Here is a 24,654-nt window from a genome sequence, read left to right as displayed (position 1 = left end):
CGCCCTAGATGTACCGAGCCAGGACGTTGGTGACAGCGATCTGGGCTTGAACGAAGGAGAACCTCCGAGTGGGGTGTGTGGCTTGTCGAAGGCCAACACCTGGGTCAGCCGTTTGCAGGCTGAAGGCGAGGCGGGGTTGGTCGACCGGTCCAGCCGGCCGCACACTAGCCCCCGGCGCGCTGCTGCAGAGATAGAAGACTGGGTCGTCGAACTCGGCCGTCGGGAGCAGCGGGGACCGGCCTGGATCGGCGCCGAACTTTGCGTGCCGGCCCGCAGCGTGAACCGCCCCGGGATTGATGGAGGCTTCCAACCACCGAAGCATGGAAGTCATGGCGGCACCGAGGAATTGCCCCGTCGAGCTGCGTGAGCGGGCGATTCGCTTCGCGGTCGATCTGGTGGAGGGGCCGGAGAAGCTGAGCGTCAACGCCGCGTGCAAGCGGGTCGGTGAGCAGTTGGGGATCGTGCCGGACTCGCTGCGGAACTGGGTGCAGCAGACGCGCATTGACGACGGCAGCGCGGCAGGTCTGACGACTGATGAACGGGCGCGGCTGGCCGAGCTGGAGCGGGAGAATCGGGAGCTGCGCCGGGCGAACACGATCCTCAAGAGCGCCCCGGCCTTCTTCGCGGCCGAGCTCGACCGGCCGTCCCAGCGCTGATCGACTTCATCGTTCAGTATCGACAGCAGTTCGGAGTCGAGCCGATCTGCCGGGCCCTCACCGAGGCGGGCGCGAAGATCGCTCCGAGCACCTACTACGCCGCGCGATCCCGGCCGTCCTCGGCCCGGGCCGTGGCCGACGAGCAGCTCAAGGCCGAGGTCGTCCGGGTGCACGAGGCCGACTTCGGCGTCTATGGCGCCCGCAAGGTCTGGCGGGCTCTGAACCGGGAGGGCATCCCGGTCGCCCGCTGCCGTGTCGACTCAGGGAGCGACGAGGCAGGGGCTTTGCCCCGTCAACGCCGAGGGATGCCCTTCCGAGGTGTCGCAGGTGCTCCGTGCCGATTGTCGCAACGAGGACGCGACATCCGGGTGACTGTTTCGTGTCATGCCGGCTCGACCCGTGCGGGGTGGACGAAGCGTGCCGGGCGGCGGTCAGGCGTCGAGATGGGTGGTGCGCGCAATCGTCTCGATCGACCTGCGGATGTGTCGCTTGGCGATCTTTTCGGCCTTGTCGGCGTCGCCGCTCATGATCGTCTCGAAGATCACCTTGTGGTCGTCCGCCGCGACGTCGAAAAGAGAGCGAAGGTACTTCTCGTCGTCGGCTCTCGCTGCGCCGCCGTGCGTCCGGTTCAAGTAGCGGGGGAGGAACATCTGGGAGCTGAGCCGCACGATGTGGGCCATCTCCTGCAGGCGACGGTTCGGGTTCGCAAGCATGATGCCGACGTGGAAGTCGATGTGCGCGGGTTGAAAGGCGGCCACGTCGAGGCGCTTGCGGGCAAGGATCTTGTCCATCTTGGTCATCGACTGGGACAAGCTCTTCTCAACCTCGGCCGTCATGCCCGCGGACGCGAGCAGCCGGGCGGCGAGTCCGTCGAGGGCTTCCCGGATCTGGTAGATCTCGGTGATCTCCGTCGGCGTCATCTCGGTGACCTCGACGGTCTGGTTGCCGTTGCTGACCCGGACGAGCCCGTCCCGCTCGAGGATCCGGAACGCCTCGCGCAGCGGGGTGCGACTGACGCCGAGACGCTCGGACAACTGGATCTGAAGCAGCGGGTGGCCCGGCAAAAGCTCCCCACTGACAATCATACTGCGCAACCGATCGGTCACTTGATCGACGAGTCGCACCCGCTGAAGCGGACTCGCCTGACCCAACTCGTCCGCCATGGGACCTCACATCTCTCCGGTGCCGTCGGAAGTCGTGAGGGATACTGTAGACGAGCGCGGGTGCGTGAGTCCGGAATCCAGGGATCAGGTCCCCACTACGGGTCAGGGTTCACCGTCCGCGGGCGGGTCGCGGGCGGTACTGCGGCCACCCGCCGTGCCGCAAGGGTGCGGCGGACGGACCTCCGGACGACGTCAACGGCCGTGGAACTCCGGGAGGGGCGCACGGGCGGCAGCGGCGGTCCACGCCGCACGCGTGTCGTCCATGGTGTGCAGGTAGTAGACCAAAGCCCCGCTCGAGCTCGTAGTCCTCCATGACATTCATCGCGCGGTTCACCAACTTCTTGGCGAAGGCGAAGGCGAAGGCGAAGGCGAAGGCGACGGTGATCGGGCGGCAATCTGCTTCGCCAGGGCCTTGGCCTCGGTCAGCAGGTCACCGTCGGGGACCACCTTGTTGAGCGGGCGGAGCTCCGGGGCCTCCTGGGCACTCAGCTTCCGACCGCTGAGGACAAGCTCCATCGCGAGGTGCTTGCCCACCATCTTCGGCAGGTAGTTCGTCGTCGACGCGAAGGGGTGCAGGCCCACCTCGATCTCGGCGGCCGTGAACTCCGCGGAGTCGCCCGCGACGATGAAGTCCGTCATGTGGGCCAGCTCACAGCCGGAGCCGAGTGCGTAGCCGTTGACCGCCGTAATCGTGGGCTTGCGGTACTCGCGCGGCGACTTCCACCCCAGCCCGTGCGGGTAGCCGGCGGGCATGCCGCTTCGCGCCGGCAGTCCGATTCGCCGACGGTCGGCACATTAGCAGTAATCAGTACGGCAGCGTCCGTGGATAGCGGTCCGATGCACACACCCGCGCTTGGTCGGCTCCTGGCGGCCCGGGTGCGCGTACGGCGTGCATAGGCCCGGCCGAGTGAACGAGGCCCCCGCTCCGGTGACAGTGCGCGACGTTGTCCTAGTCCAATGAGTTCCGTATCTCGATGCTGGGTGGCATGGGCATCTCTCCGCCTTCTCGTCCGGGCAAGCCGCACCGAGGTTGGTCGCATGAGGCGGAGGAGCTGCTGTCGCGCGCCAAGAAGCACCGTGAACCAGCCGAACGCATCCGTGAGCATCTGCGGGGCCCCGGGACCGACGACCACGCGGGGGAGTAGCTGTGCGGATCGGAGCGGGCCGCCGCTATGTGCGGTCAGCTTTCCGAACGGCGCCTCCTGTTCTCCTGTCCGGTCGGCCGGACTGCGGCGGCCCGGCCGGGAGTCGCCCACAACCAGCTGCCGCTCACCACATCCCTACCCGTACACGGCTTTCGACATGGTGAGCGCCCAGCGGACCGGACGGCAGGAGGACCGGAGAACTACTGGAGAGCGGTCACGGACCATCGCGCCTCCGCCGGAAACGGCATGGATGAGGGCAAGGCCCGAAGGGAGGCCGAGGCTCCTTGAGTGGGCGGATCCACCAGCGAACTCCGTGATCACCTCCCCAGGGCGTCGGCTGGCGACTGCGGGGCGTTCGCGGGGTAGACGAAAGGCAGGAATCGGGTGTTGAAGCGGGTCATCGGGCTGCTCGGATCCGTCATCGTGCTCACCAGTGCGTGCAGCGGCGACGGACCGTCCCCCTCTCCGGAGGCGGCTCGGACGGCGCCGCCGGCGCCGGATGTGCCGACGGCTCTCACCGACCAGTGGTCGTTGTCCGGGGTCACGTTGCCGCCGGAGTTCGACCTGGCCGGCGCCCGTGGCTTCCGCACCGCAGACGCCGGTGCCGAGACCGACGGCTTCCGGCGGGCCAGCTGGCAACTGGTGGGGGATCGGTTGGCGACGCTGTGGCGCGATGACGCCGGCGCCGAGTACGTCACCCTGGTCGACCTCGACGGCGCACCGATCTGGCACACCCAGCTGCCCGAGCTCCTCGACCCCGCCGGGGACCAGCCGCTGCAACCGATTCTGAACCGCATCCCCACCACCGAGGGCCCGGACTGGCTGGTGGTGACCAACATCGGCAGCCAGACACCGACGGGCCCGCTCGCCACCCGCGTGCTCACCCTCAACGCCGACACCGGCGAACTGGTCCTGGACTTCACCCTGCCGACCACCCGGGTGTCGGTCGTCCCGGGCGTGGACTCCCTCAGCCTCGCGGTCTTGGACGAGGAGTACCTGACCTTCCACACCCTGCTGGTCGACCTGCAGACCGGGGAGCAGCAGCGGTTCGACAACCCCGAGGTCGACACCGGCGACATCGCCTACCTGGACTCGGTCACCGGCTTCCTCGAAGGCGAGCCCATCTACACCCGCGGCTGCACCTACATCCGCGACGCGACGCCGGCGGCCGACGCATGCCCGCAGCTAGGGCTGGTCTACGACGGCCAGCAGTACGACTCCGAAAGCGACCTCCTGCTGTTGCCCCGGGTCCTGTTGGGCACCGAGGCCGGCCAGCGGCTGTTGGCCGACCGCCCCGAAGGCTTGCGGGTCGACCTGCCCTGCCGCATGGGCTTCAGCCTGGTCCCCGAATCACCCAACGGCCGGTACGTCGTCGTAGGCAGCAACCTCGTCGATTTGCGAACCAACACCACCGTCTGCACCGAGGACTCGCTGTGGTGGACCGCCCTCGATGACGACGGCCGTGGCTGGGGCCGGCAGGAAGGCACCATGACGCTGCGCGTGACCTACGACGCCGCCACCCGGTCGACCACCACCGTCGCGGTCCCCGGAGCGGCGAGCCCCCTGGCCATCACACGCGACCACCAGGGCGTCTTCGGCGTGACCACCGACGACACCGACGTCCTACTGCTGGCACCGCGAGCCCTTCACCAGTAGGCCGCTCCTGGCCCCGACCGGCAGGTGGGTGTCGGCCCCTCGCTACAGCAACGGACACATCAACGCGCTTCGCATCGAGCTGAGCTCAAGAGCTCCGCACGTCGCACCGCGAACCCCTGTGCCTACAGCCGACCGACATGGTGGCGAGTACTCCTTCGTGACCGCCGCTTGGAGTCAGTCGCTCAACCGAGCTTGCTGCGACACGGGCTGGAGGCGACGAACCTACGACGAACAATCAACCCAGCAGCGCACGCGTCAGCCAACACTCCGCAACGCATGACACGTTGGCTGACCTGCTCCTTCAGTAGCTGCCGACGCTGTCCAGCCCCTGGTCGCGTAATCGCAGGCAAGCTCGTTCGTCTTGGAATGCAGCAGCCGATGCAGGCCTCGCGGTCGAGTCGGCGATGCGCCCCGCCGTGGGGGCGGGATCCGTAGCTGCTGCCGGATCCTCGCTCGATCGAGCGGAGTGGAGCGGCTCCGGCGCCAGTGAAGGGGAGGTAGGGCTTGAATGGGGCGCAGTGGGTGGCGGATGCCGCCGATTGAAGCGCCTCGGTGCCCTGGATGGAGAAGACGTGTCTGACGTTAAGGTCAAGCAGAAGCAGTCGCTGAGCCGGCAGGAGGTCGCGCGCCTCCTCGTTGAACTGGCCGAGGGATTGAGCGGCGACGGCAAGGTGACCGTCCAGCTGGGGAACAGCACGCTGGAGCTGAAGGTGGCCGAGCAGCTACGGTGCGAGCTCGAGGTGGTGGTCGACGGCGACGAGATTGAGCTGGAGTTGGAGCTAAAGTGGTCGACCTCGGGCCGTGCTGCGGAGTCGGCGGCGGACGAGGCGGCTGGCGACGATCACGAGGTCGTTGCAGACGCCGTCGATGTCGCACCGGTGGACGAGGCCGCCGATCACGGACTCGAGACGGACGCCGCGCAGACGGACGCTCCGGCGGACGGTGAGCCGCAGCCTGGCGTGCCCGACGAGAGTGCGACTGGCGAGGACGACACGACCCTCGACGCATCGCCGGAGGTCGAACCCGGCGGCGAGGAGGAGCCGGCCGAGACCGCCGCCGGATCGGCTGCCGACGTTGCGCCGCAGCCGGTCGCAGCCGAAGAGCCGGCGAAGCCTGCCCGCAGTCGTCGCCGCGCCCCCGCCAGGGCCGCGAAGCCGGAGTTCAACGGCGTCGACACCGCCGCTGTTCGGGCGTGGGCCGCGGCCAACGGCATGACCGTCTCGCCGCGGGGCCGGATCAAGGACGAAGTGATCCAGGCGTATCGCGAGGCCGGCAACTGACAGCCCGTGATGGGGCCGACGGAGGAGGCGCCTCCTAGTCGTGCTTCATGCAGCCCTGGAGACCTGGAGCGGGACCGGGGGGTGTGTGCAGCGCCCTTGTCCGCGGCGCGCGAAAGTGACGCGTACCGCCTCCTGAGCCACTGCGGCGCCGCGGTTCGCAATCCCGCGGCCACACGCCCGAGCGCGTGGAAGCCGTGCGCCAACCGGTACAGGAACGCGGTTTGAACGGGGACGTCTCCATGCGGACCGCGGCGCACGTCACAGCGGTCAGCCAGGACAGCCCCGACTGGAACGCCTCGAGGCAGAGCCGCTCGAACAGGGCGTCGTCCCCGTGCAGCGGCACTCCCCACTCCTCGTCGTGGTAGTCCACGTACTCGGGCGCGCTGTTCCCCCATGCGCATCGGATGGTCGACACGGGCAACAGCTGGATCACACCGTCGGGTCAGAATCGAGCGCTGGCGCGAGCAAGGGAAAGGCGCTCAGCACGTGGACGGGCCGCACCGCCTCGGCCGTCGTCACGAAGGCAGGGCCCAGGTCGCGGGGAGACGTCACTCCGCACAGCGCCAAGGCCTCGCGCACCTCTGCGGCGAGTAGCTGGAGCACGGTCTCCACGCCCACCTGGCCGGCTGCGGCGAGGCCGTAGAGGTAGATCCGGCCGATGCCGACCAGATCGGCGCCGAGCGCGAGCGCCTTTACCACGTCGGTCCCGCGGTTCACCCCGCCGTCGACCCAGACCTGGGACCGCCCCGAGACAGCGGCGACCACCTCCGGCAGCACGTCGAGGGCACCCCGGCCGTGATCGAGCTGGCGACCGCCGTGGTTGGACACGTAAACCACGTCGACGCCGTGCTCGACCGCGAGGACGGCGTCCTCGGCCGTCGCGATTCCCTTGAGGATCAAGGGCAGCTGGTGTCGTGCTCGGTAGTGCTCGACGTCGGACCAGCTCAGCGTCGGCTGATCAAGCAGGTGGGCACCCGCACCGACCCACGGCTTGACGAAGCGGCGGGCGATGTCGCGCTCGCGCCGGCCGGGATGGGCAGCATCCACGGTGATGCAGAAGGCGTCGTAGCCCAGGGCGGCGACCCGCTCGACGAGCTCGTCGAGTCTCGGGTCGTCGCCACGCAGGTACGCCTGATAGATCTTCGGCCCGGACGTTCCGGCGGCGACCGTCTCCGCACCCTCCGGGGCGAGGCCACCGCAGAAGATCGGCACGCCGCATCGATCGGCCGCGGCCGCCACGGTGGCGAGGCCGCCGGAGTCGAAGCTGTCGACAGAGCCCACCGGGGCCAGTGCCACCGGCAGGGCGATCGGTCGTCCGAACACGCTCGTGCCTGCGTCGACGCCCCGCACGTTCCGCAGCACGCGCGGCCGCAGCGCCAGCCGGTCCAGCGCCAGCCGGTTGCGGGCCAGGGTCGTCTCGGTGCCGCCGCCGCCGGTCAGGTAGTCCCAGATCGGGGGTTCGAGCCGCCCCCGTGCCGCGGCCACGACTTCGTGCAGCGTCGCGAACTCGGGTTCCTGGTCGTCAGTCATGGTCGGTGCCGTCGGGTCGCAGGAAACGCGTCGTCCGTCGCTCGAAGTCGTCGGCCCGCGTGAGCCGGGAGATCAGTCCTGGATGCCGCGGCTGGTACGCGCCTCGGTCCCGCTGTGCCGACAGCGCCTCCCAGGCGCCTTCGACGGCCGCGACCATCGGCAGGTGTCCTTCCACGAGCAGGCGCACGCCCAACGGAGCGAGGTCGCCCGTCGCGATGTCGGGTCCCGTGGCGTACAGCATCTGCGGCAGTCCCCCTGCCGCGTCCTGCACGGCCGCGACCTCCTCGAGCCGTTGCAGCCCGACCACGAAGATCGCGTCCGCGCCGGCCTCGGCGTAGCGGCGGACCCGTTCGAGAGTGGCGGTCAGGCCCTCGACCCCGTAGGCGGAGGTCCGGGCGATCACCACCGTGTCGGTGCCGGCCTTCGCTTCGGCGGCTGCGCGCAGCTTCCCGACCGCTTCGTCGACACCGACCACGTCCGCCGCGCCGGATCCGAATGCCTCGGGCAGGGCGGAGTCCTCGATGGTGACGGCCGCGGCGCCCGCCGCGGCGAGCTCCTGCACCGTGCGGGCGGCGCTCAACGCGTTCCCGAAGCCGTGGTCGGCGTCCACCACCAGGGGTGGCGGGTCGGCACGGGTGATCCGCCGGACCTGCTCGGCCAGTTCCGTGAGCGTCACCAAAATCAGATCGGGCGCCCCCAGCACGGCGAGCGAGGCGACCGAACCGGCCAAGATGCAGCCCTCGAAACCGAGTTCCGCGGCCATGCGCGCGGACAGCGGATCGAAGACCGAGGCCAGCCGCACGCAGGTCGAGCCGTGCAGTAGCGGCCGCATCCCATCCGGCCCCATCAGCAGGAGCCGGCGACCGCGCGGGCGAACTCGCCTGTGGACGCCGTGCCGCCTAGATCCGGTGTGGCGCAGTCCCCGGCGCTGATGACGGTCCGCACCGCCGAGTCGAGCCGCTGTGCCGCGTCGGTCAGCCCGAGGTGGTCCAGCATCATGGCGGCCGACAGGAGAGTGGCCGTCGGGTTGATGACGTTGCGACCGGCGATGTCCGGTGCCGACCCGTGGACGGGCTCGAAGTACGCGCGGCTGTCGCCGTAGCCTCCGCTCGGCGCCATCCCCAGGCCGCCGACCGTGCCGGCGCCCACATCGGACAGGACGTCGCCGAGCAGGTTGGGCAGCAGGACGACGTCGAACTGTTCGGGGCTCATGACGAATCGGCGACCGAGGTCGTCCGCGAGGCAGGAGTCGCACGCGACGCCCGGCGTCTCCTCGATCACCGCTCGGGCGACGTCGTGGAAGAAGCCGTCGGTGCCGGGATTCACGTTCCACTTGCCGCCGATGGTGACCCGGCCCGCGTGCCCCTGCGCCTTGCGCCGGAGGGCGAGGGCCGCCGCGAATCGGGCCACGCGCTCGACCCCCTCCCGGGTGTAGATTTTGATGCCGTACACCCCCTCACCCGCGGCGGTGAACGGGTACCGCAGTCGCGTGCCGGCCGTCTCGTACTGCGTGGTGAGGTCGACCCCGGCGGCAGCGAGCCGGGACAGCGGGCCCTCGATGCCGGCGTACACGTCCTCCAGTGCCTCGTGGACGATCACGTAGTCCACGTCGTCGGGTCGACGGAGCGAGCTCGGCACCCCGGGGATGTACCGCACCGGACGGACATTCGCGTAGGTGCCCCAGCCGAAGCGCAGCTGCATCAGTCCGCCGGTGTGCCCGTTGCTCGAGCCGAACAGCACGGTGTCACTGGCGTCGGCCAGTTCGGCGGTGAGCGACTCGCCCGGCTTCAGCACCGTCCATGTGACCGGTAGCGCCAGCTGCTCGAGGACGGACATGGTGGCGTCCACCGCCTCCGGTGCCGCATCGTCCCCGGGAACCACGGCCACGTGCCTGTCAGCGGTCATGTGCCGCGCCCCCCTCCTGACGGATCACGGCCTGGACGACCGTAGTCCAGGCCTTTCCGCGATCGTCACGGCCTCACCGGCACGGGGTCGGGTCCGACACCGGCATGCGGCCGGTCGACCCAGCGGAGCCGAGCGCCCCATCCGCCCGACCACCCGGTGGGCGACCGCAGGCGCGTGCCGGCTGGCGGCACAGGTCAGGGAACGGGCGCCTCCACCACCGGGGCCGCGGCGGCGCTGGCCGAGTGCTCATCTCGGTCAAGGGTGGTCGCAACGTCGGCCCGCTGTAGGTGCGCGACCTCGTCGGCACCGTGGAGGCCCCAGCATGCCGAGATGTTCGTACTAATAGGGCTCTTCGCAGATGAGGGTTTATTGGTGAGCCGCGCGTCGGTGGCCGGATAGGGTTCGAGGTCTTCCGAAGATGGAGGTTCTCACGCCGCCCATCCGGAAGACCTCGACTTGTCTGACGCTACCTTCGCTCGCCCTGACCTGACCACGTTTCTGCCGGCTGGACGGGCACGGCCGGGGGTGCTCGGGCAGCGGTGGAGCCGGATCGGGCCGTGCTCGCCTGCCGCGTCGTCGACCCCGACCAGTGGTGTCGGCGCTGCGGCTGCGAGGGCGCGCCGCGCGACACCGTTCTGCGGCGCCTGGCTGCACGAGCCGCTGGGGTGGCGTCCGACGACACTGCTGGTCACGATCCGCCGCTACTGGTGCAGCGGCCACGGACACGTGTGCGGCAGGACACTCAGCGGGCGGCCGAGCCGCGGGCGAAGCTGTCCCGGCGGGGGCTGCGGTGGGCGCTGGAGGGCATCGTGGTCGGGCACCTGACCGTCGCCCGGGTCGCCGACGGGCTTGGGGTCGCCTGGAATACCGCCAACGACGCCGTCCTGGCCGAGGGCCAGCGGGTTCTCATCGACGACCCGGGCCGGTTCGCCGGCGTGCAGGTGCTCGGTGTCGATGAGCGCGTGTGGCGGCACACCCGCCGCGGCGACAAGTACGTCACCGTGATCATCGACCTGCCCCGCGTCCGCGACGGCACCGGCCCGGCCTGGCTGCTGGACATGGTCGAGGGCCGCTCCAAGCAGGCGTTCAAGACTTGGCTCGCCGAGCGCGACCCGGCCTGGCGCGACGCGGTGGACGTGGTGACGATGGACGGGTTCACCGGCTTCAAGATCGCCACCACCGAGGAGCTGCCGGACGCGACCGCGGTGATGGATCCGTATCCACGTCGTGCGCCTGGCCGGCGACGTCCTGGCCGCTTCCGGCGCCGGGGTTCAGCAGGCCCTGCACGGACACCGCGGCCGCAATGACGACCCGCTCTACCCCGCGCGGCGGACGCTGCACACCGGCGCCGACCTGCTCACCGACCGGCAACAGCAGCGGCTGACCGCGTTGTTCGCCGTCGACGAGCACGTCCGGGTCGAGGCCACCTGGCGCATCTACCAGCGGATGATCGGCGCCTACCGCGAGCCTGACCGGGCCACGGGCGGCTGATAAGCGACCTCATCGACGCGCTCGCGCGCGGCGTCTCGGCCGCGCTGATCACGCTGGGGCGGACGCTGAAGATGCGGGCCGCCGACGTCCTGGCGCACGTCAACCGCCCCGGTACCAGCAACGGGCCGACCGAGGCCCTCAACGGACGACTCGAGCACCTCCGCGGCTCCGCGCTCGGCTTCCGCAACCTCACCAACTACATCACCAGGAGCCTGCTCGCGACCGGCGGATTCAGGACCCGACTACACCCTCGATCGTGAGGAGCCGGGAAACAGGGGTCAAACCGGGATGGGGTCAGGCCCCGCCGGTCCATGAGGTACGACCTCAACAGCACATTGGGCGCTCTCGGACCGAGCTTGTGGTCCGGCCATCCTGCGCGATCTCCTCGGGTTACATGGAGTGATTCTGCCTGGGGACGCGTTTCGTGCTCTCGCGCGCCGCGCATGCATCCGCCCATTCGAGGACGCCGAGCGCCGCCTTGTAAACGGGGACGTCGATCATCCGCTGTCCGAGCCTAACGGCAGCGGTACCACCCGCGACCCCCTCCATGAAGGCGTCCCTGACTTGTTCTGCGTAGGCAACGTCCTCAGCCGATGGCGTCAGCACGTCATTGGTCAGATCGATGAGGACGGGATCGTCGATCAGGAATCCGCGGTACCCCGCATTGAACAACATCGACGAGCTCAGCCGTTCCGCCCGACACACTGGTTGAGCTCCGGCGACGAGCGCCTCGGTGACGACTCGTCCGCGAGCGTAGAAGCACGGATCCACGCCGCCGTCGACAGCACCGCCGATGGCACGGATGAATGCGTCCTCGCAGAATCCAACCTGACGGACACGTGAGAACCGTGCGATCTCGCGAGCGCGCCAGACCCCCAGCGGCGAAGAGATCACCGGCAGCAACTCGAAGAACGGGTGGCCAGCCCCCAGATAGGCCTCGGTCGCCGCGAGACGCCCGATCGCATCGTGCATATCCCGTGACGTGTCGGCATCGACGACCAGGCCGGCCGCACCCGAGGGAAGTCGATCTGCGTTTCCCACCGTGTGATGAAGGAGAACGTCGGCTCCCGCCTCCACAGCCAGGTCGACGTCGGTCTGGGAAACCGTGTCTGCCAGGACGACGGCATCCGGCCCGCCCGTCAGCGACCCCATGTCGTCCGTTACCAGAAGGGACCGGCGAACGAGACGCATTACGTCACCCCTTCTGCCCTGGCGAGCGCTTCACGCTTCTCGTCGTCCCGTTGCCGACAGAGGACTCCCCACCAGAGCAGTTCCCGCGCGCGTTCCGCCTCGTAGCGGTCGACGACGAGATCGCCCGCCCGGGTCCACGTCTCGCGGGTCCGGCACAGCCGGTGATACGCCAGCAGTACGGTCCGAGCGGTCACCAGGTCGTCCTGCGCGGGCGTGAAGCTCGTGGTGAGCGCCTCGACGACGCCTGGGTGCAACGCCACTCCGCCACGCGCGCCGCAGCGCATGGAGGCGAGCGCCTGACTCCGGGTCCACGCAGCGTCGGAAACGCTGCCCTCCGGATTGGGCAGGAAGACCGACATGCTCGGTGCCGCTCCCGCGGCGCGCCCGGCGAGTTCGCACTCACCCTTGGTGTAGAGCCAGGGGTCCGTGTCCGTGAAGATGTCGACCTTGTACTCGTTCCCCATGTCGTAGCCGGCGCCGCCGCCGAACCGCACGATGCGCGTCGACGCCTGCACGATGTCCATGGCGTTCGCGACCCCGCGCGGTGTCTCGATGATCGCCGTCAGCTCGATGCTGCCGGGGGGAATTCCTCGCGCCTCCTCGAGAACGGAGATCCGCTCGTCGAGGAGGCGGACCTCCTGCGCTGTCTCGGTCTTCGCGTACATCAACAGACTGACACCCGGCCAGACAACGTCATCGAGTTCCTCTACCGCGGTGGCGTGGTTCAGCCGCACGTGCACGCGGGCGCCACCCCGGGACACCAGCGCGATGGCGTCCTTCACCAACCGCCGGGCGTGGTGCTTGAGGTGCATGGGGACCGAGTCCTCGAGGTCGAGGATGATCGCGTCGGCGCCTCGCGTCCACGCAGCCGCCACGAAGCGCTCGGTGACCATGGGCATCATCAGCGCCGATCGATCGACCAGGGGTTCGGTCACCGGCTCGCCCGATCACTTGCGGGTGCATAGGCGCGGTTGAACGATCGAACCTGCTCCTCGGTGAGGCACATGCCGCCCCGGAAACCGATCGCGGCGCCGCGCACGGCAGCCTCATACGTGCGCTGCTCGTCGGCGAGCATTCCGCGCGCAGGATGGCGCCACCATGCCCCGATGGGCGACCTGCCGCACGCGCCGGCGACCACGATCAGCCGCTCCATGAGATAGGGGAGCAGGTGCAGTTCACCGCTCGGCTCGGCACGAAGGTCCATCTTCAGGTCGACGCGGCCGAGCGTCACGCCGGTCACGCGGCTGCTGGCGGTCGCGATCTCGAAGGCATCCCAGTTGCCCCGTCCCGACTCGAGCGCGACCACGATCTCGATCGCACCCGGCGAGAGCCCGCGTTCGCGTTCCTGGCGATCCAGGAGGCCATCGATTGCTTCGATCTGTCCCCTCGTCTCGGCGTCGGCCACGACGATCCCCGTCAGACCGGCACGCACTGCGGCATCGAGATCGTCGAACGGGTCGGCGGCCGTCGTCTGGACGAAGACCTGGTGGCCGTTCCCGGCCAGCCTGGCGATCGCGGTGGGCAGTTCGAGCCGGCTGTCACCTCGATAGCGCGGCTGCACGAACTCGACCAGGTCGAGGACGACGACGTCGGCGGCCGTCGTGTCGAGGCTCGCCCACTCGTCGGGTCCCGGGACCGGAACCACCAACCAGGAACGGCGGGCGGGTCGATCCGCGACGGCGTCGGGGGATGCGGTCACCGACCGATCACCAGGGCGTCCGCAGCCCTGACTCCTTGTCCCCGGGGAAGGATCATGAGCGGGTTCACGTCCACCTCCGCGATCACGTCGCGCGCGTGGTGCCCGAACAGCGAGAGCGAGACGAGCGCCTGCGCGAGGGCCTCGACATCCGCCGGAGGGCGACCGCGGAATCCGTTCAGCAACCTCGCGCCCCGCGTCTCCGCGATCATCTCCAACGCATCGTCCGTGGTGATCGGGCAGATCCGACGCGCGACGTCGGAGAACACCTCCACCGTGACCCCGCCCGTGCCGAAGAGCAGCACCGGCCCCAGCTGCTCGTCATGGGACAGCCCGGCGATGACCTCCACGGCGCCGCGCACCATCTCTTGGATCAGGATGCCGTTGATCCTGGAGTCCGGGTGGGCGTCGGCGGCCGCGGCCTCCAACTCCTCGACCGCGGCACGGACGTCGTCGTCGTCCTGCAACCCGAGACGGACCAGACCGCTCTCGCTCTTGTGGGCGATGTCGGGGGAGTCGATCTTGGCGACGACCGGGAAGCCGATCTGCCAAGCAGCGGCAACGGCTCCTTCGGCATCGGAGACCGCCACCTCTGTGACGCCGGGGATGCCCCATCGTTCGAGGAGGGACCGGCTCTCGCGCTCGGACATGGCCGCCCCGGGCTGGAGACCGTGAAGGGCTGCAAGCGCCTCGGCCGGCGGCGGGGGAGGGGCGGCGTCGGCGGCGCGTCGGCGCCAGGTGTCGAGCCAGTCGTGGTGGTCCCAGGTGGTACGGAGGCCGCGGGCGAGGCGGGCCGGGGAGACCACCACCGGGATCCCGCCGTCCCTCAGGACGTCGATCCCGGGCTCCTGGCCGCGCACTGCGTCCGACCAGAGGTAGACGATCTGCTTGCCGGTGGCCTTCTCCTGCTCGATGCAGCCGCGCGCCAGTTCCTCGGTTGCTTGGCCGGCGACGATCAAGGTACCGATGGACGGCTCGGCGAGCAGGTGGCCGGCGATCGTGGCGAAGCTCGTCGGCTGCGTCGCGAAGCGGGTCACGTCGGCGGGATTCGCGGCCCAGCCGAGGTTCCCGATGACGCCCTGGATGCCGTCCCGTGCCTGGTCGGACAGTTGCGGCAGCGCGAGACCTTCAGCTCCCAGCGTGTCGGCGACCACCGTCCCCAGTCCGCCCGAATGCGACAGCACGCCGACTCCCCTCGCGACAGGTCGCCGGACGGTCGACAGCAGGAGCGCCTGCTCGAGCAGTTCCTCGTAGTCGGACACGCGGATCACGCCGTACTGCCTGAACAGGGCGTCATAGGCCGAGTCCGAGCCCGACAGTGCCGCCGTGTGGGAGCGCGCCGCTCGCGCACCGGCCTCGGCGCGACCGATCTTCAGGAGCACGATCGGCTTGCCGCGATCCGCCGCGAGCCGGGCGACCTCTGCGAACGCCTCGGGGTTCCTGAAGCCTTCGACGTAGCCCGCGATCACCGACGTGGAGTCGTCCTCGACCAGGTACCGCGCGTAGTCGGAGAACTCGATGTCCGCCTGGTTCCCGGTCGTCACCACGTAGCTGAAGCCGACACCGGCGGCGAATGCGCGCGGGATCAGCGTCCCGAAACCTAGGGCACCGCTCTGCGAGATCAGGCCGACGCGACCCTTCCGCGTCTGCGGGACGGGTGCGCCGGCGACCCAGATGCCGTCCTTGACGTTGCTGACCCCTAGACAGTTGGGCCCGCAGATCCGGACCCCCGAACGCCGGGCGAGTTCGGCCAGCGCCGCCTCCCGATGAGGCCCGTCGTCATCACCCCGCTCGGCATACCCGGCGCTGATCACGACGGCCGCCGTGGTGCCGAGTTCTCCCGCTTGGGCGATCGCATCGGCGACCAGGGGTTGAGGGACGACGACAGCCACCACGTCCGGAGCCTCGGGCAGGTCCCGCAGCGTCGGGTAGCACCGCAGACCGTCGAGTTCGTCGTACTTCGGATTCACCGGGTAGATCGTCAGCTCGGCTCGGCCCCCGCGCAGCGACGACAGCATGCGACTCGCGTAGCCAGGAGACTTGGTTGCTCCCACTACCGCGACCGAGCGGGGGTTCAGCATGCGACAGATGGACGTCTGAACCCCGTCCGCACCCTCCATGGCCGCTACTTCCTCTCCGTCTGCAATTCGCGCGGTCCAAGTGACACTCGGTCGAGCTCATCTTCGCTGCAACAAGGGCCAGGCGATCGAGGGACAGCCCAGATCGGAGTCCCCCTCCTGCACGTCGACCTGCGAGCCGGTTCATCGGCGACGACCGGCCCCCCCCGGCCGTGCGCCGGCGGCGCAGCGCATCGGTGGGGACGACGGATTCGCGCCGGTCGGTGAGTCGGCCCTCGCGCCCCGGTCGAGCGCAGAAGGGACAACCGAGAGGCGCGGGCACCTCCCACTGACGAGTGCCTGGCGGCTCGAGATGCCCAGATTCGCACATGACCCGTGCCCGATCTGCTGTCGAGTAGGGGGTCCTGGGCCCGCGCAGGCTGCATGCACCGGGATCAAGTGGCACGGCCAGGGGGTTCAGACGCTGCCGGGAGCTGTCGAGTCGGCCAGGACGATGAGGCCGTCGACTCCTACCACGTCATCGGTGCCGATGAGCACGGGGTTGATGTCGACAGCCTCGAGTTGGGGGACGGTCCGCGCCCAGCGGGCGAGGGTGACGATTGCGTCCAGGAACCGTTCGGTCGAGGCCCCGGCCTGCCGGCGTGGGCTGTGGAGGACGGCGCCCAGTCGGGTGGCGGACAGGGCTGTGCGCATCTGCTCCGGGCTGGCCCACACCGGCACCATGGCGACATCACGGAGGTCTTCGGTGAACACGCCGCCCAGCCCGAAGACGACAAATCTGCCCAGGCGGGGTTCGGTCACGACTCCCAGCAGCGCCTCCACCTCGCCCGTGGCCATGGGCTGGACCATCACCGTGCGGACGCCGAGGCCGAACAGGCGCTCGGCCTGGGCCGCGACCTCCTCGTCGCCTCGGACGCCGACGGCCACCAGCCCGAGGTCGGACTTGTGCGCGACCCCCTCGAGCAGCCCCTTGAGCACGACGATCGGACCGGTGGCGTGCGCCGCCGCCAGGACCTCGGCCGGGGTCGTGGCGGTGCGGACTGGCGTCATCGGCACGCCGGCCTCGGCGAGCAGTGCGATGCTCACGGCGTCGTCGAGGACGCCGCTCCCGGAGAGCGCTGTAATCGGCCGGGCGGCGGGCTGCGGGGCGACCGGCTCGGGTGCCTGGGCGGACGCCGCGGCGATGGCGGTCATCGCCGTCCCGGTGTCGATCATGACCGGCAGCCGCGCCGCGTCGTAGCGCTCCCGTTCCGCGTCGGTGATCCCACCGGGCGCCAGCAGGAGGTGCGGCTTGCCCGAACGCTCGGCACTGCCGATGAACTGGTCGGCGAGCCTGGCGCGGTCGGCGTCCTCGCTCATCGGGTGGTAGTAGTGCAGCACCACGTCGATGGAGGGGTCGTCGGCGAGCAGCTCGAACATTGTGGGCGTGTCGATCTGGCCGTAGCTGCCGCCGAGGTCGATCGGGTTCTCGATGAGTGCCTGCGGCGCGATGCTGCTGATGCGGTCGCGCGTGGTGCCGCTCAACGGAGGGACGCGCACGCCGGCGCGCGTGGCGGCGTCGGCCAGGATCGTGGCGGCGCCGCCCGACATGGCGGCGACGCCGACCGACGCGCGCGCACGGATACGGCGAGGTGTGTCCACCAGCGCGGCCGCGGCGACGAGTTCCTCCACGGTGTCGAGGAGGCCGACCCCGAGGTGCCCGAGGAAGGACTCGTAGGCCTCCGCTCGCCCCGCCAGCCGGCTGGAGTGGGCCACCGCCGCGCTCGCACCGACGTCCGAGGTGCCGAGCTTGAGGGCGAGGACCGACTTCCCGGCGGCGTGCGCGGACCCCACCAGCTCCCGGAACCGGTCACCGTCAGGGATCGAGTCGATGATCAACGCGATGCATGAGGTCGCAGCATCGTCGACGAAGTGGGCCATGTAGTCGACGACGGTGAGGTCGCACTCGTTGCCGACGGACACGAAGGCCGAGAGCCCCATGCCCTGCGTCGCGGCCCGCAGCATGAGGGTGGAGAACAGGGCGCCGCTGTGCGACAGGATGGCCACGCCGCCCGCGCGGTGGCGCATGCCGTGCGCGGTGTTGAAGCCGATCGAGGCCTGGTGCGTGGCACTGTACGTGCCGTTGCAGTTCGGGCCGACGATGCGCGTGCCGGTCGCCTCGGCGATCTCCCGGAGGGCCAGTTCCCGACGGCGTCCGTCCTCGGTTCCCGACTCGGCGAACCCGGCCGCGGCGACGATGATGTAGGCGGTGCCGCGCTCGGCCAGCTCCTGGGCGGCCGCGACCGCGGCGTCCGCGGGGATCAGGACGTAGGCGACCTCGGGGGCCTCGGGCAACGAGGCGATGTCGCGGTACACGGGGAGGCCGGCGATCTCGCCGCCGCGCGCGTTAACCGGGTACACGCGGCCCGGATAGCCGTTGGACAGGAGGTTGTCGACGACGCGGGTGCCGATCTTGCCAGGGGTCGTGCTGGCCCCGATGATCGCCACGGAGGCCGGTGCGAACAGCCCGATCAGGTTCTTCGCGCTCATCTGTTCCTCCATCGTGGTTCCCGCTTCTCGACGAAGGCGCGCACGCCCTCGACCCGGTCCTCGCTGGCGTACGGGTCCGGGCCCGCGTCCATCTGCAGTGCTGCTGACAGCGGCTGACCCGACGCGGCACGCACGTTCGCCTTCATGCGCCGCACGGTGAGGGGCGCGTTGCCGCCGATCTCCTCCGCCAGGGCTCGCGCTACGTCCAGCACCGCGTCGGCGGGGGCCACGCGGTTGAGCAGCCCGAGACGCTGTGCCTCGGCGGCGTCAATCAGGCGCCCCGTGAAGAGGAGTTCCAGGGCGACCGTCTCCGGGATGAGCCGCGGCAGCACGACCGTGCCGAACGCGGCCCCCATGCCCCGCTTCGCCTCCGGCAGCCCGAATCGCGCGTCCTCGGACCCGACCCTGAGGTCGCAGGCGAGGGCGAGCTCGAACCCGCCTGCGACGGCGTGCCCGTTGAGTGCGGCGATGACGGGGGTCTCCATCTGGAGCAGCAGCTGGAGCACGTTCGGGGCGGTGCTCACCTTCGGGCGCACCTGCCGCGGGCGCCCGGGGTTCGTCGCTGCGTCCTCAGCCGCCATTTCCTTCAGGTCGCCGCCCGAGCAGAACGTCGTCCCGGTGCCGGTCACGATGACGACCCACACGTCGAGGTCTTGCTCGGCAGCGACGAGGGCGGCCGCGAGTGCGCTGATGAGCTCCTGATTGAGCGCGTTGGCGAGGGCGGGGCGGTTAAGCCGCAGGGTGCGGACGTGGCCCTCGGTGGTCTCGACCAGCACCGGTTCGGGGGTCATATGTCCCTGTCTCCCGTCGTAGGGCTGGAGCGGAGCAGGAACGGGTCCAGCCGCTGCTGCATCGCACGGCGCTCCGCGGTGAGCGCCGACTCGAAGGAGAACCCCTCGGGGTCGAGGACCCACTGGTACGCGCAGCCGCGCAGGCTGGTCAGGACCGACGCCGCGATCTCGTCGGCATCGATGGCCGGTGCGAGCTCGCCGCTGTCGACGGCGTGCCGGATCTCGGAGGCCATCCGGGCCCGGAAGTCGCGGTGCAACTGCACCATCCGGTCCCGCAGCGCCGGCTGCGCGACGATCGACGTGAGCATGAGGACGTAGAGCGCACGCATCGACAACGGGGAACGGCGCCATCCGTTCAGCACCGTGTCGTAGGCGCCCAGCGCAGCAGCCATCCCGTGCGGCGCCTCCGGGCCGGCCGCTCCGTCCGCGGCCGTCGTCATCCGCTCGATCAACGCGATCAGCAGGCTTTCCTTGCTGCCGAACCTTTGCGTCACCAGACCGTGGCTGTAGCCCGCCCGCTGCGCGATCGCGGCAAGCGTCGCGCGTTCGTAGCCGACCTCGACCACCAGCTCGGCGGCGGCGTCGAGCATGGCCAGCGTGGAGAGCACTGAGCGCTGCTGCTTGACCTCGACGCCGCCCAGCGTGGCTGGAACGGACGCGTCGTTCTTGAGTCCGTCGTCCACCTGCGCGATCGTGACCAGCAAAAAGATTGTTGTCAACCACCTACTTTTATGTAGGGTCTCCGACTTCCGACGGTTTCGTCACTGCCTGCGGAGGCGGCGGCTCGTCATCGTCCTCCGAGGGGTCGGGGAAGCTGAACTCCGACGCCGAGATCACGGTCGCCCAGACGGCCCCGCCGACGTCGATGGACCCGCACCAGATCCGTTCGGTGGCGTTCAGCTATCCGGGCTACCTCTCGCCGGTGTACGAACAGCTGATCCGGCTGAACGCGGACCTGGAGCCGGAGGGGCTGCCGGCCACGGACTGGCAGATGAGCGACGACGGTTTGTCGATGGCAATGACGCTGCGTGAGGCGGTGACGTTCCAGGACGTCAGCGGCTTCGACTCCGAGCTGGTTAAGGCCAACTTTGACCGGGCCGCGACCCTTGAGGAAACGACCGCCAAGAGCCTGGTGGCCACCATCGCCTCGGTGGAGACCGACGGGCCGATGACGGTCACGTTCAAGACGCCGAACCAGTCCTTCCCGTACACCCTGGCCGAGAACGGCCTCTCGGCGATGATCAGCGGCCAGGCGATCGCCGACGGCACCGACGTCAGCCGCGAGCCTGCCGGCGGCGGACCGTTCCGCCTGGTCGAGCTGGGCCAGGACCGCGCCACGTACGAGCGCTGGGACGGGTACTGGGACGAGGAGCATCCGGCGGCTGGTCCGGCGCGCCACGATCGTCGCCAACCCGGACAACAACGCCCGGCAGGGTGCGCGGCAGAGCGGGCAGATCCAGGCGGCGCAGGTGTTGCAGTACTCGAGCGCGGGCTGGCGGCCGCTGGTCGACTCCGGTCAGTTCGAGCTCACCACCTTCGAGCCCGGTGGGCAGATCTACGCAACGGTGTTCAACACCAACGTTCCGGGAGCCGGCAACGAGGACCTGCGCAAGGCGGTTTCGCTCGCCGTGGACCGGGAGGCGCTGGCCGAGGCGGTGACCGGAGGCGAGGGCGAGGTGGCGTACCAGTTCTTCCCCGAGGGGACACCGGGGTACGTGCCCGACCTCGACGAGGACGCGGCGACCCGGAGGATGCCCGGCGGCTGGTGGCCGAGTCGGGCATTGCCAACCCGACCGTCACCATCATCCTGAACGGCGTCGAGCTCTTCGACACGATCTCCACCATCGTGCAGGCGCAGCTGGCCGAGGTCGGCATCACGGTGGAGGTCAGGCCGTTCCCGCCGGCCGGGGCCGCCCCCGCCTTCCGGACCGGTGAGGGTGGCGCGTACTTGAGTTCCGCCCAGATCGGCGGTGACCCGATGACGTTTCTGGCCTTCAACGTGTTCGGCATCCAGAACCCGGGCGGCCTCTGGCCCGAGGTCCAGCAGTTGTACGCCGAACTCCAGCAGAAGCCCTTCGACGACCCTGCGCGGGACGAGATCCTGCAGGACATCAACCGGAGGCTCGCCGACCAGGTGGTGCAGATCCCGTGGGTCCAGGTCTCGGTCCAGTACCTCTCTGCCCCCGGGCTCGTGGGTCTGGGCGACTCCACGTTCACGCAGGCCAACTCGGCCCCCGACCTCCGAATCGTGGGCGTCGAGAAGTCGGAGGTCGCCCGACGCCGGCCGACGTCGGGCCTCCAAGCGCGACCGGTGTGCCCGGGAAGGACCCTCGTGGTCCCGTCCCGGGCACACCGGCGCTTCTCGACGACGCGATCCCCGGCGCGAGGCGTGCCGGGAAGTTAGTGGCCCGGTGCATGGGACCACTGCGCCTCGTGCCGAGGGCCGCCGGCCCTGAGTCGGCGTGACGAGGCTCTGTGGATACCGATCCCGTTGGCCAGAGTGCTCCTGCCCGGCCGGGTAACCGTTGGGTTGCAACGACCTGGTTCGTGCCTGCTGTCCTGGATCCAGCACCCAGGTCTATGTAATGTGCCCCACATCCGACGGCTCCACCGTCGCGCCCGCTCCGCGCGGAGCAGGAGATCCAACAGCCAGGAGATTAGGATGAAGCGTTCGAGGTCAATGCGGCTTGCCGCCATCGTGCTGCCGCTAACGCTGTTCGTCACTGCGTGCGGCGGGGCTGACGATGACAACTCGTCGTCGTCGGGATCCGAGGAAGCGGGGGAGCTGAACCCCGATGCCGAGATCGCCGCCGGCTATACGTCCGTGCCCACGTCCTTCGACCCGCACCAGTCCCGCATCCCGTTGTTCAGTGACCCAGGCTACCTGTCGCCGGTGTACGACCAGCTGCTCACGTTGGACGCGGATCTGCAGATCACGCCGGGGCTGGCCACGGAGTGGGAGGTGAGCGACGACGGCCTGTCGATGTCGATGACGCTGCGCGAGGGCGTGACGTTCCAGGACGGGAGCGGCTTCGACTCCGAGGTGGTCAAGGCCAACTTCAACCGGGCCGCGACCCTGGAGACGTCGACCATCAAGAACCTTGTGGCCAACATCGCCTCGGTGGAGACGGACGGGCCGACGAAGGTCACGATCACCTTCAAGACGCCGAGCCACTCCTTCCCCTACACCCTGGCCGAGTACTACGGCCTCTCGTCGATGATCAGTGGCAAGGCGATCGCTGACGGCGCCGACCTCAGCCGCACGCCTGCGGGCAGCGGGCCGTTCACGCTGGCCGAGCTGGGCCAAGACCGTGCCACGTACGAGCGCTGGGACGAGTACTGGGATGAGGAGCATCCGGCCCTGGTACGGCGCGCCACGATCATCGGCATCCCAGATGAGAACGCCCGGCTGAGTGCACTGCAGAGCGGGCAGATCCAGCTGTCCCATGCGACGGCCTTCGCAAGCGCGGCGTGGCAGCCCATTGTCGACTCCGGCCAGTTCGAGGCCACCACCTACCCGAACGGTGGTCAGACCTTCGGGATTCTCTTCAACACCAACGTGCCGGGAATCGACAACGAGGATCTGCGCAGGGCGGTCTCGCTCGCCGTGGACCGGGAGTCGCTGGCCGAGGCGGCTTCCGGGGGCGCGGGCGAGGTGGCGTACCAGTGGTTCCCCGAGGGGACGCCGGGGTATCTGCCGGAGCTGGACGAGGACGCGTACGACCCCGATGAGGCGCGGCAACTCGTGGCTGGGATCGCGAACCCGACGGTCACCATCGTGATGAACAGCACCGAGCCTTCGGACACGATCGCCACCATCGTGCAGGCACAGCTGACCGAGGTCGGCATCAACGTGGAGACCAAGAAGTATCCGCCGACCGGGGCCGGATCGGCCTTCCGTGCCGGCGAGGGTGGGGCGTACGCGGTCGCGGCCGTCAACGGTGGTGACCCGATGACGTACCTCACCTACTGGGCGCTCGGCCCACAGAACCCGGGCGGCGCGTCGCCCGAGCTCCAGGCGGCGTTCGCAGAGCTCCAGGCGATTCCTCTCGATGACCCCTCGCGGGAGGAGTCCCTCCAGGAGATCAACCGGATCATCACTGAACAGTCGGTGCAGATCCCGTTCTTCCGGATCCAGAACGTCTGGCTCGCCAGCCCCGAGGTCGTGGGCGTGGAAGACATGACGTTTACCCGGGTCGGTGCGTCTCCAGACCTCCGGCACATCGGCATCGAGCGGTAGGCGGGCGGCCGACGTCGGCCGACGTCAGGCCTCCGAGCGCGACCGGTGTGCCCGGCACGGGACCCTCGTGGTCCCGTGCCGGGCACACCGGCGCCCGACGTGCGGGGACCGCGCCGACGGTCGGACCCTCTGTCGACGCGGCCAGCATTCTTCGCGCTGGGGCCGGCCGGCCGCTCCCGAAGCGGGGGGTGCCGGATACTGGGGGGTGATGCCCCGTGCATCCGGGGCGGACCGACCGCGCTCCGCTCTGCATGGAGTGGAGTCGGTGGCGCTCACCGAGCCGGGCGGGCATAGGACGGCGCGGGTGCAGACGACGGCGTGCGCTACCGTAGAGCCCGCTTCCTCACCACACCCCGGGCCTCGTGACGTGCTTGGGACGCATCGCGCGGTTCATCACGCGCGACGGTGAGCGATTCGCGCCCGTGCGCTTGGCATGGTGTTCGGCCCCGGTGAACGCTTCCGGCGGCCTTCTCGGGCGGCCTTCTCGGGCGGCCTTGTGGGGCGGACGCTTCCCGACGGCTATTCGGGCCGCTTGGTGGCGCGGGAGATCTCGCTGATCGTCTTGCGGATGTGCCGCTTCGCCAACGACTCGGCCTTCGTTGCGTCCTCGGCCTTGATGGATTCAGAGATCTGCTGGTGGTCGTCATTGCCCGCGATGAGCAGCGACCGCAGGTATTCCTCGTTGAAGGACTCGGACTCGTCGCCGCTCGTCCTGCTCAGGTAGCGGGGCAGGAACATCTGCGAGCTGAGACGCACGATGTGCTGCAGCTCCTGCAGGCGCCGGTTCGGATTGGCCAGCATGATGCCGAGGTGGAAGTCGATGTAGGCCGGGTTGTATGCGGCGATGTCGAGTCGCTCGGCCGACATGACTTCGTCCAAGGTGGCGAGGGACCGCACCAGGCGCTGTTCGGCCTGGCTGCTCATCCCGCAGGTCGCGAGGAGTCTGGTGGCGAGTCCGTCGAGTGACTCGCGGATCTGGTACAGGTCGATGATCTCCGCCGGGGTCATCTCGATGACTTCGACGGTCTGGTTGCCGTTGGTCACCCGGACCAACCCGTCGCGCTCGAGGATCCGGAACGCGTCGCGGAGAGGGGTGCGGCGGACGCCGAACTGCTCGGACAGCTGGATCTGCAACAGGGGAAGCCCGGAGACACCTCGCCGCTGATGATCATGTCGCGCAAGCGATCCGTCACCTGGTCGACGAGGCGAACGCGCTGCAACGGATTGACGGCGATGGAGTCCGCGGCCCTGCCCCCACCTCCCCGTCCGACGATCTGGCTGGTGACGGAAAGGCTACGACCAG

General features: G+C 69.6%; 20 protein-coding genes, 3 pseudogenes and 1 other annotated feature. Of the genes and pseudogenes, 9 read left to right on the top strand and 14 right to left on the bottom strand.

Translation table 11 applies throughout. The features are described 5' to 3' along the window. The first annotated feature begins 73 nt into the window (after positions 1-73). The 3 genes and pseudogenes from N555_RS29245 to N555_RS29240 form a co-directional block, all read left to right on the top strand. Complete coding sequence (locus tag N555_RS29245; protein WP_369794009.1) at positions 74-367, top strand: leucine zipper domain-containing protein; 294 nt, start codon at positions 74-76, stop codon at positions 365-367. Further along, complete coding sequence (locus tag N555_RS0106835) at positions 321-656, top strand: transposase (RefSeq protein ID WP_197028923.1); 336 nt, start codon at positions 321-323, stop codon at positions 654-656. The genes N555_RS29245 and N555_RS0106835 overlap by 47 nt, the downstream gene beginning before the upstream one ends. Beyond that, positions 614-742 (top strand) — a sequence feature (AL1L pseudoknot). It overlaps the preceding gene by 43 nt. A gap of 45 nt (positions 743-787) precedes the next feature. Continuing rightward, positions 788-904, top strand: a pseudogene (locus N555_RS29240) (IS3 family transposase); the annotation flags it as partial. A gap of 183 nt (positions 905-1,087) precedes the next feature. Here N555_RS29240 and N555_RS0106830 read toward each other — a convergent pair. Both N555_RS0106830 and N555_RS0106825 read right to left on the bottom strand, forming a co-directional pair. Then, positions 1,088-1,819 carry a GntR family transcriptional regulator gene (locus tag N555_RS0106830; protein ID WP_029430749.1) on the bottom strand — a complete coding sequence of 244 codons (732 nt, stop codon included), beginning with the start codon at positions 1,817-1,819 and terminating at the stop codon, positions 1,088-1,090. Between the two features lie 330 nt (positions 1,820-2,149). After that, positions 2,150-2,572 carry an enoyl-CoA hydratase/isomerase family protein gene (locus N555_RS0106825; RefSeq protein WP_051683817.1) on the bottom strand — a complete coding sequence of 141 codons (423 nt, stop codon included), beginning with the start codon at positions 2,570-2,572 and terminating at the stop codon, positions 2,150-2,152. A gap of 776 nt (positions 2,573-3,348) precedes the next feature. Between N555_RS0106825 and N555_RS0106820 the strand changes: the two genes are divergently transcribed. Then, positions 3,349-4,620 carry a hypothetical protein gene (locus N555_RS0106820; RefSeq protein ID WP_029430747.1) on the top strand — a complete coding sequence of 424 codons (1,272 nt, stop codon included), beginning with the start codon at positions 3,349-3,351 and terminating at the stop codon, positions 4,618-4,620. A 572-nt stretch (positions 4,621-5,192) separates the two neighbouring features. Then, positions 5,193-5,900, top strand: coding sequence for an amphi-Trp domain-containing protein (locus N555_RS26690; protein WP_051683816.1), 708 nt, complete (start codon positions 5,193-5,195; stop codon positions 5,898-5,900). A 34-nt stretch (positions 5,901-5,934) separates the two neighbouring features. Here the strand turns inward: N555_RS26690 and N555_RS29235 are convergent, their stop codons facing one another. Genes N555_RS29235 through N555_RS0106800 form a run of 4 tightly spaced genes read right to left on the bottom strand, consistent with a single transcriptional unit; the run spans position 5,935 to position 9,335 of the window. Next, positions 5,935-6,315, bottom strand: a complete 381-nt coding sequence (locus tag N555_RS29235) for a DNA-3-methyladenine glycosylase I (protein WP_369794011.1) — start codon at positions 6,313-6,315, stop codon at positions 5,935-5,937. 14 nt (positions 6,316-6,329) lie between these two features. Then, positions 6,330-7,430, bottom strand: a complete 1,101-nt coding sequence (locus tag N555_RS0106810) for an alpha-hydroxy acid oxidase (protein ID WP_029430745.1) — start codon at positions 7,428-7,430, stop codon at positions 6,330-6,332. Next, a complete protein-coding gene (locus N555_RS0106805) occupies positions 7,423-8,262 on the bottom strand; it encodes an isocitrate lyase/PEP mutase family protein (RefSeq protein WP_051683815.1) in 840 nt (279 codons plus the stop codon). The genes N555_RS0106810 and N555_RS0106805 overlap by 8 nt, the downstream gene beginning before the upstream one ends. Before the next feature lie 14 nt (positions 8,263-8,276). Continuing rightward, positions 8,277-9,335: an isocitrate/isopropylmalate family dehydrogenase gene (locus tag N555_RS0106800; protein ID WP_029430743.1), complete on the bottom strand. Its 1,059-nt coding sequence runs from the start codon at positions 9,333-9,335 to the stop codon at positions 8,277-8,279. Between the two features lie 456 nt (positions 9,336-9,791). Here N555_RS0106800 and N555_RS25685 point away from each other — a divergent pair. Further along, a pseudogene (locus N555_RS25685) lies at positions 9,792-11,086 on the top strand (ISL3 family transposase). Between the two features lie 130 nt (positions 11,087-11,216). Here the strand turns inward: N555_RS25685 and N555_RS0106790 are convergent. From N555_RS0106790 to N555_RS26680, 7 genes are all read right to left on the bottom strand, one after another. Continuing rightward, positions 11,217-11,978 (bottom strand): hypothetical protein, encoded by a 762-nt coding sequence (locus N555_RS0106790; RefSeq protein WP_156036226.1) that lies wholly within the window; start codon positions 11,976-11,978, stop codon positions 11,217-11,219. A gap of 38 nt (positions 11,979-12,016) precedes the next feature. After that, positions 12,017-12,952 carry an HpcH/HpaI aldolase/citrate lyase family protein gene (locus N555_RS26685; RefSeq protein ID WP_051683813.1) on the bottom strand — a complete coding sequence of 312 codons (936 nt, stop codon included), beginning with the start codon at positions 12,950-12,952 and terminating at the stop codon, positions 12,017-12,019. After that, on the bottom strand, positions 12,949-13,716 hold the full coding sequence (locus N555_RS0106780; protein ID WP_029430740.1) for an aldolase/citrate lyase family protein: 768 nt from the start codon (positions 13,714-13,716) through the stop codon (positions 12,949-12,951). Before N555_RS0106780 ends, N555_RS26685 begins: the two co-directional genes overlap by 4 nt. Continuing rightward, a complete protein-coding gene (locus N555_RS0106775; protein ID WP_197028921.1) occupies positions 13,713-15,794 on the bottom strand; it encodes an acetate--CoA ligase family protein in 2,082 nt (693 codons plus the stop codon). Before N555_RS0106775 ends, N555_RS0106780 begins: the two co-directional genes overlap by 4 nt. A gap of 453 nt (positions 15,795-16,247) precedes the next feature. Next, positions 16,248-18,320, bottom strand: coding sequence for an acetate--CoA ligase family protein (locus N555_RS0106770; RefSeq protein ID WP_029430738.1), 2,073 nt, complete (start codon positions 18,318-18,320; stop codon positions 16,248-16,250). Then, complete coding sequence (locus tag N555_RS0106765) at positions 18,317-19,111, bottom strand: enoyl-CoA hydratase/isomerase family protein (RefSeq protein WP_029430737.1); 795 nt, start codon at positions 19,109-19,111, stop codon at positions 18,317-18,319. The genes N555_RS0106770 and N555_RS0106765 overlap by 4 nt, the downstream gene beginning before the upstream one ends. Further along, positions 19,108-19,794, bottom strand: coding sequence for a TetR/AcrR family transcriptional regulator (locus tag N555_RS26680; protein WP_051683812.1), 687 nt, complete (start codon positions 19,792-19,794; stop codon positions 19,108-19,110). Before N555_RS26680 ends, N555_RS0106765 begins: the two co-directional genes overlap by 4 nt. Before the next feature lie 182 nt (positions 19,795-19,976). Between N555_RS26680 and N555_RS29230 the strand changes: the two are divergent. From N555_RS29230 to N555_RS0106740, 3 genes and pseudogenes are all read left to right on the top strand, one after another. Next, positions 19,977-20,477, top strand: a pseudogene (locus tag N555_RS29230) (ABC transporter substrate-binding protein); the annotation flags it as partial. Further along, on the top strand, positions 20,398-20,922 hold the full coding sequence (locus N555_RS29225; RefSeq protein ID WP_369794010.1) for an ABC transporter substrate-binding protein: 525 nt from the start codon (positions 20,398-20,400) through the stop codon (positions 20,920-20,922). The pseudogene N555_RS29230 and the gene N555_RS29225, both read left to right, overlap by 80 nt. An 851-nt stretch (positions 20,923-21,773) precedes the next feature. Then, on the top strand, positions 21,774-23,351 hold the full coding sequence (locus tag N555_RS0106740; RefSeq protein WP_081866039.1) for an ABC transporter substrate-binding protein: 1,578 nt from the start codon (positions 21,774-21,776) through the stop codon (positions 23,349-23,351). Positions 23,352-23,870: 519 nt separating this feature from the next. Here the strand turns inward: N555_RS0106740 and N555_RS0106735 are convergent. After that, entirely contained in the window at positions 23,871-24,485 is a 615-nt protein-coding gene (locus N555_RS0106735) for a GntR family transcriptional regulator (protein WP_029430732.1), read from the bottom strand. Between the last annotated feature and the right edge of the window lie 169 nt (positions 24,486-24,654).

This window comes from Blastococcus sp. URHD0036 (genome assembly GCF_000701365.1).
In the GTDB taxonomy this organism is placed as follows: domain Bacteria; phylum Actinomycetota; class Actinomycetes; order Mycobacteriales; family Geodermatophilaceae; genus Trujillonella.
Note: the sequence above shows the minus strand (reverse complement) of the source record. Positions and strands in the feature narration are given on the sequence as shown.

Excerpts from the sequence above, each read along its gene's own strand:
- N555_RS0106835 (WP_197028923.1), top strand. The coding sequence starts at position 321 with ATGGAAGTCATGGCGGCACCGAGGAATTGCCCCGTCGAGCTGCGTGAG.
- N555_RS0106830 (WP_029430749.1), bottom strand. The coding sequence starts at position 1,819 with ATGGCGGACGAGTTGGGTCAGGCGAGTCCGCTTCAGCGGGTGCGACTC.
- N555_RS0106825 (WP_051683817.1), bottom strand. The coding sequence starts at position 2,572 with ATGCCCGCCGGCTACCCGCACGGGCTGGGGTGGAAGTCGCCGCGCGAG.
- N555_RS0106810 (WP_029430745.1), bottom strand. The coding sequence starts at position 7,430 with ATGACTGACGACCAGGAACCCGAGTTCGCGACGCTGCACGAAGTCGTG.
- N555_RS0106805 (WP_051683815.1), bottom strand. The coding sequence starts at position 8,262 with ATGCGGCCGCTACTGCACGGCTCGACCTGCGTGCGGCTGGCCTCGGTC.
- N555_RS0106800 (WP_029430743.1), bottom strand. The coding sequence starts at position 9,335 with ATGACCGCTGACAGGCACGTGGCCGTGGTTCCCGGGGACGATGCGGCA.
- N555_RS0106790 (WP_156036226.1), bottom strand. The coding sequence starts at position 11,978 with ATGGGGTCGCTGACGGGCGGGCCGGATGCCGTCGTCCTGGCAGACACG.
- N555_RS0106775 (WP_197028921.1), bottom strand. The coding sequence starts at position 15,794 with ATGCTGAACCCCCGCTCGGTCGCGGTAGTGGGAGCAACCAAGTCTCCT.
- N555_RS0106770 (WP_029430738.1), bottom strand. The coding sequence starts at position 18,320 with ATGAGCGCGAAGAACCTGATCGGGCTGTTCGCACCGGCCTCCGTGGCG.
- N555_RS0106765 (WP_029430737.1), bottom strand. The coding sequence starts at position 19,111 with ATGACCCCCGAACCGGTGCTGGTCGAGACCACCGAGGGCCACGTCCGC.
- N555_RS0106740 (WP_081866039.1), top strand. The coding sequence starts at position 21,774 with ATGAAGCGTTCGAGGTCAATGCGGCTTGCCGCCATCGTGCTGCCGCTA.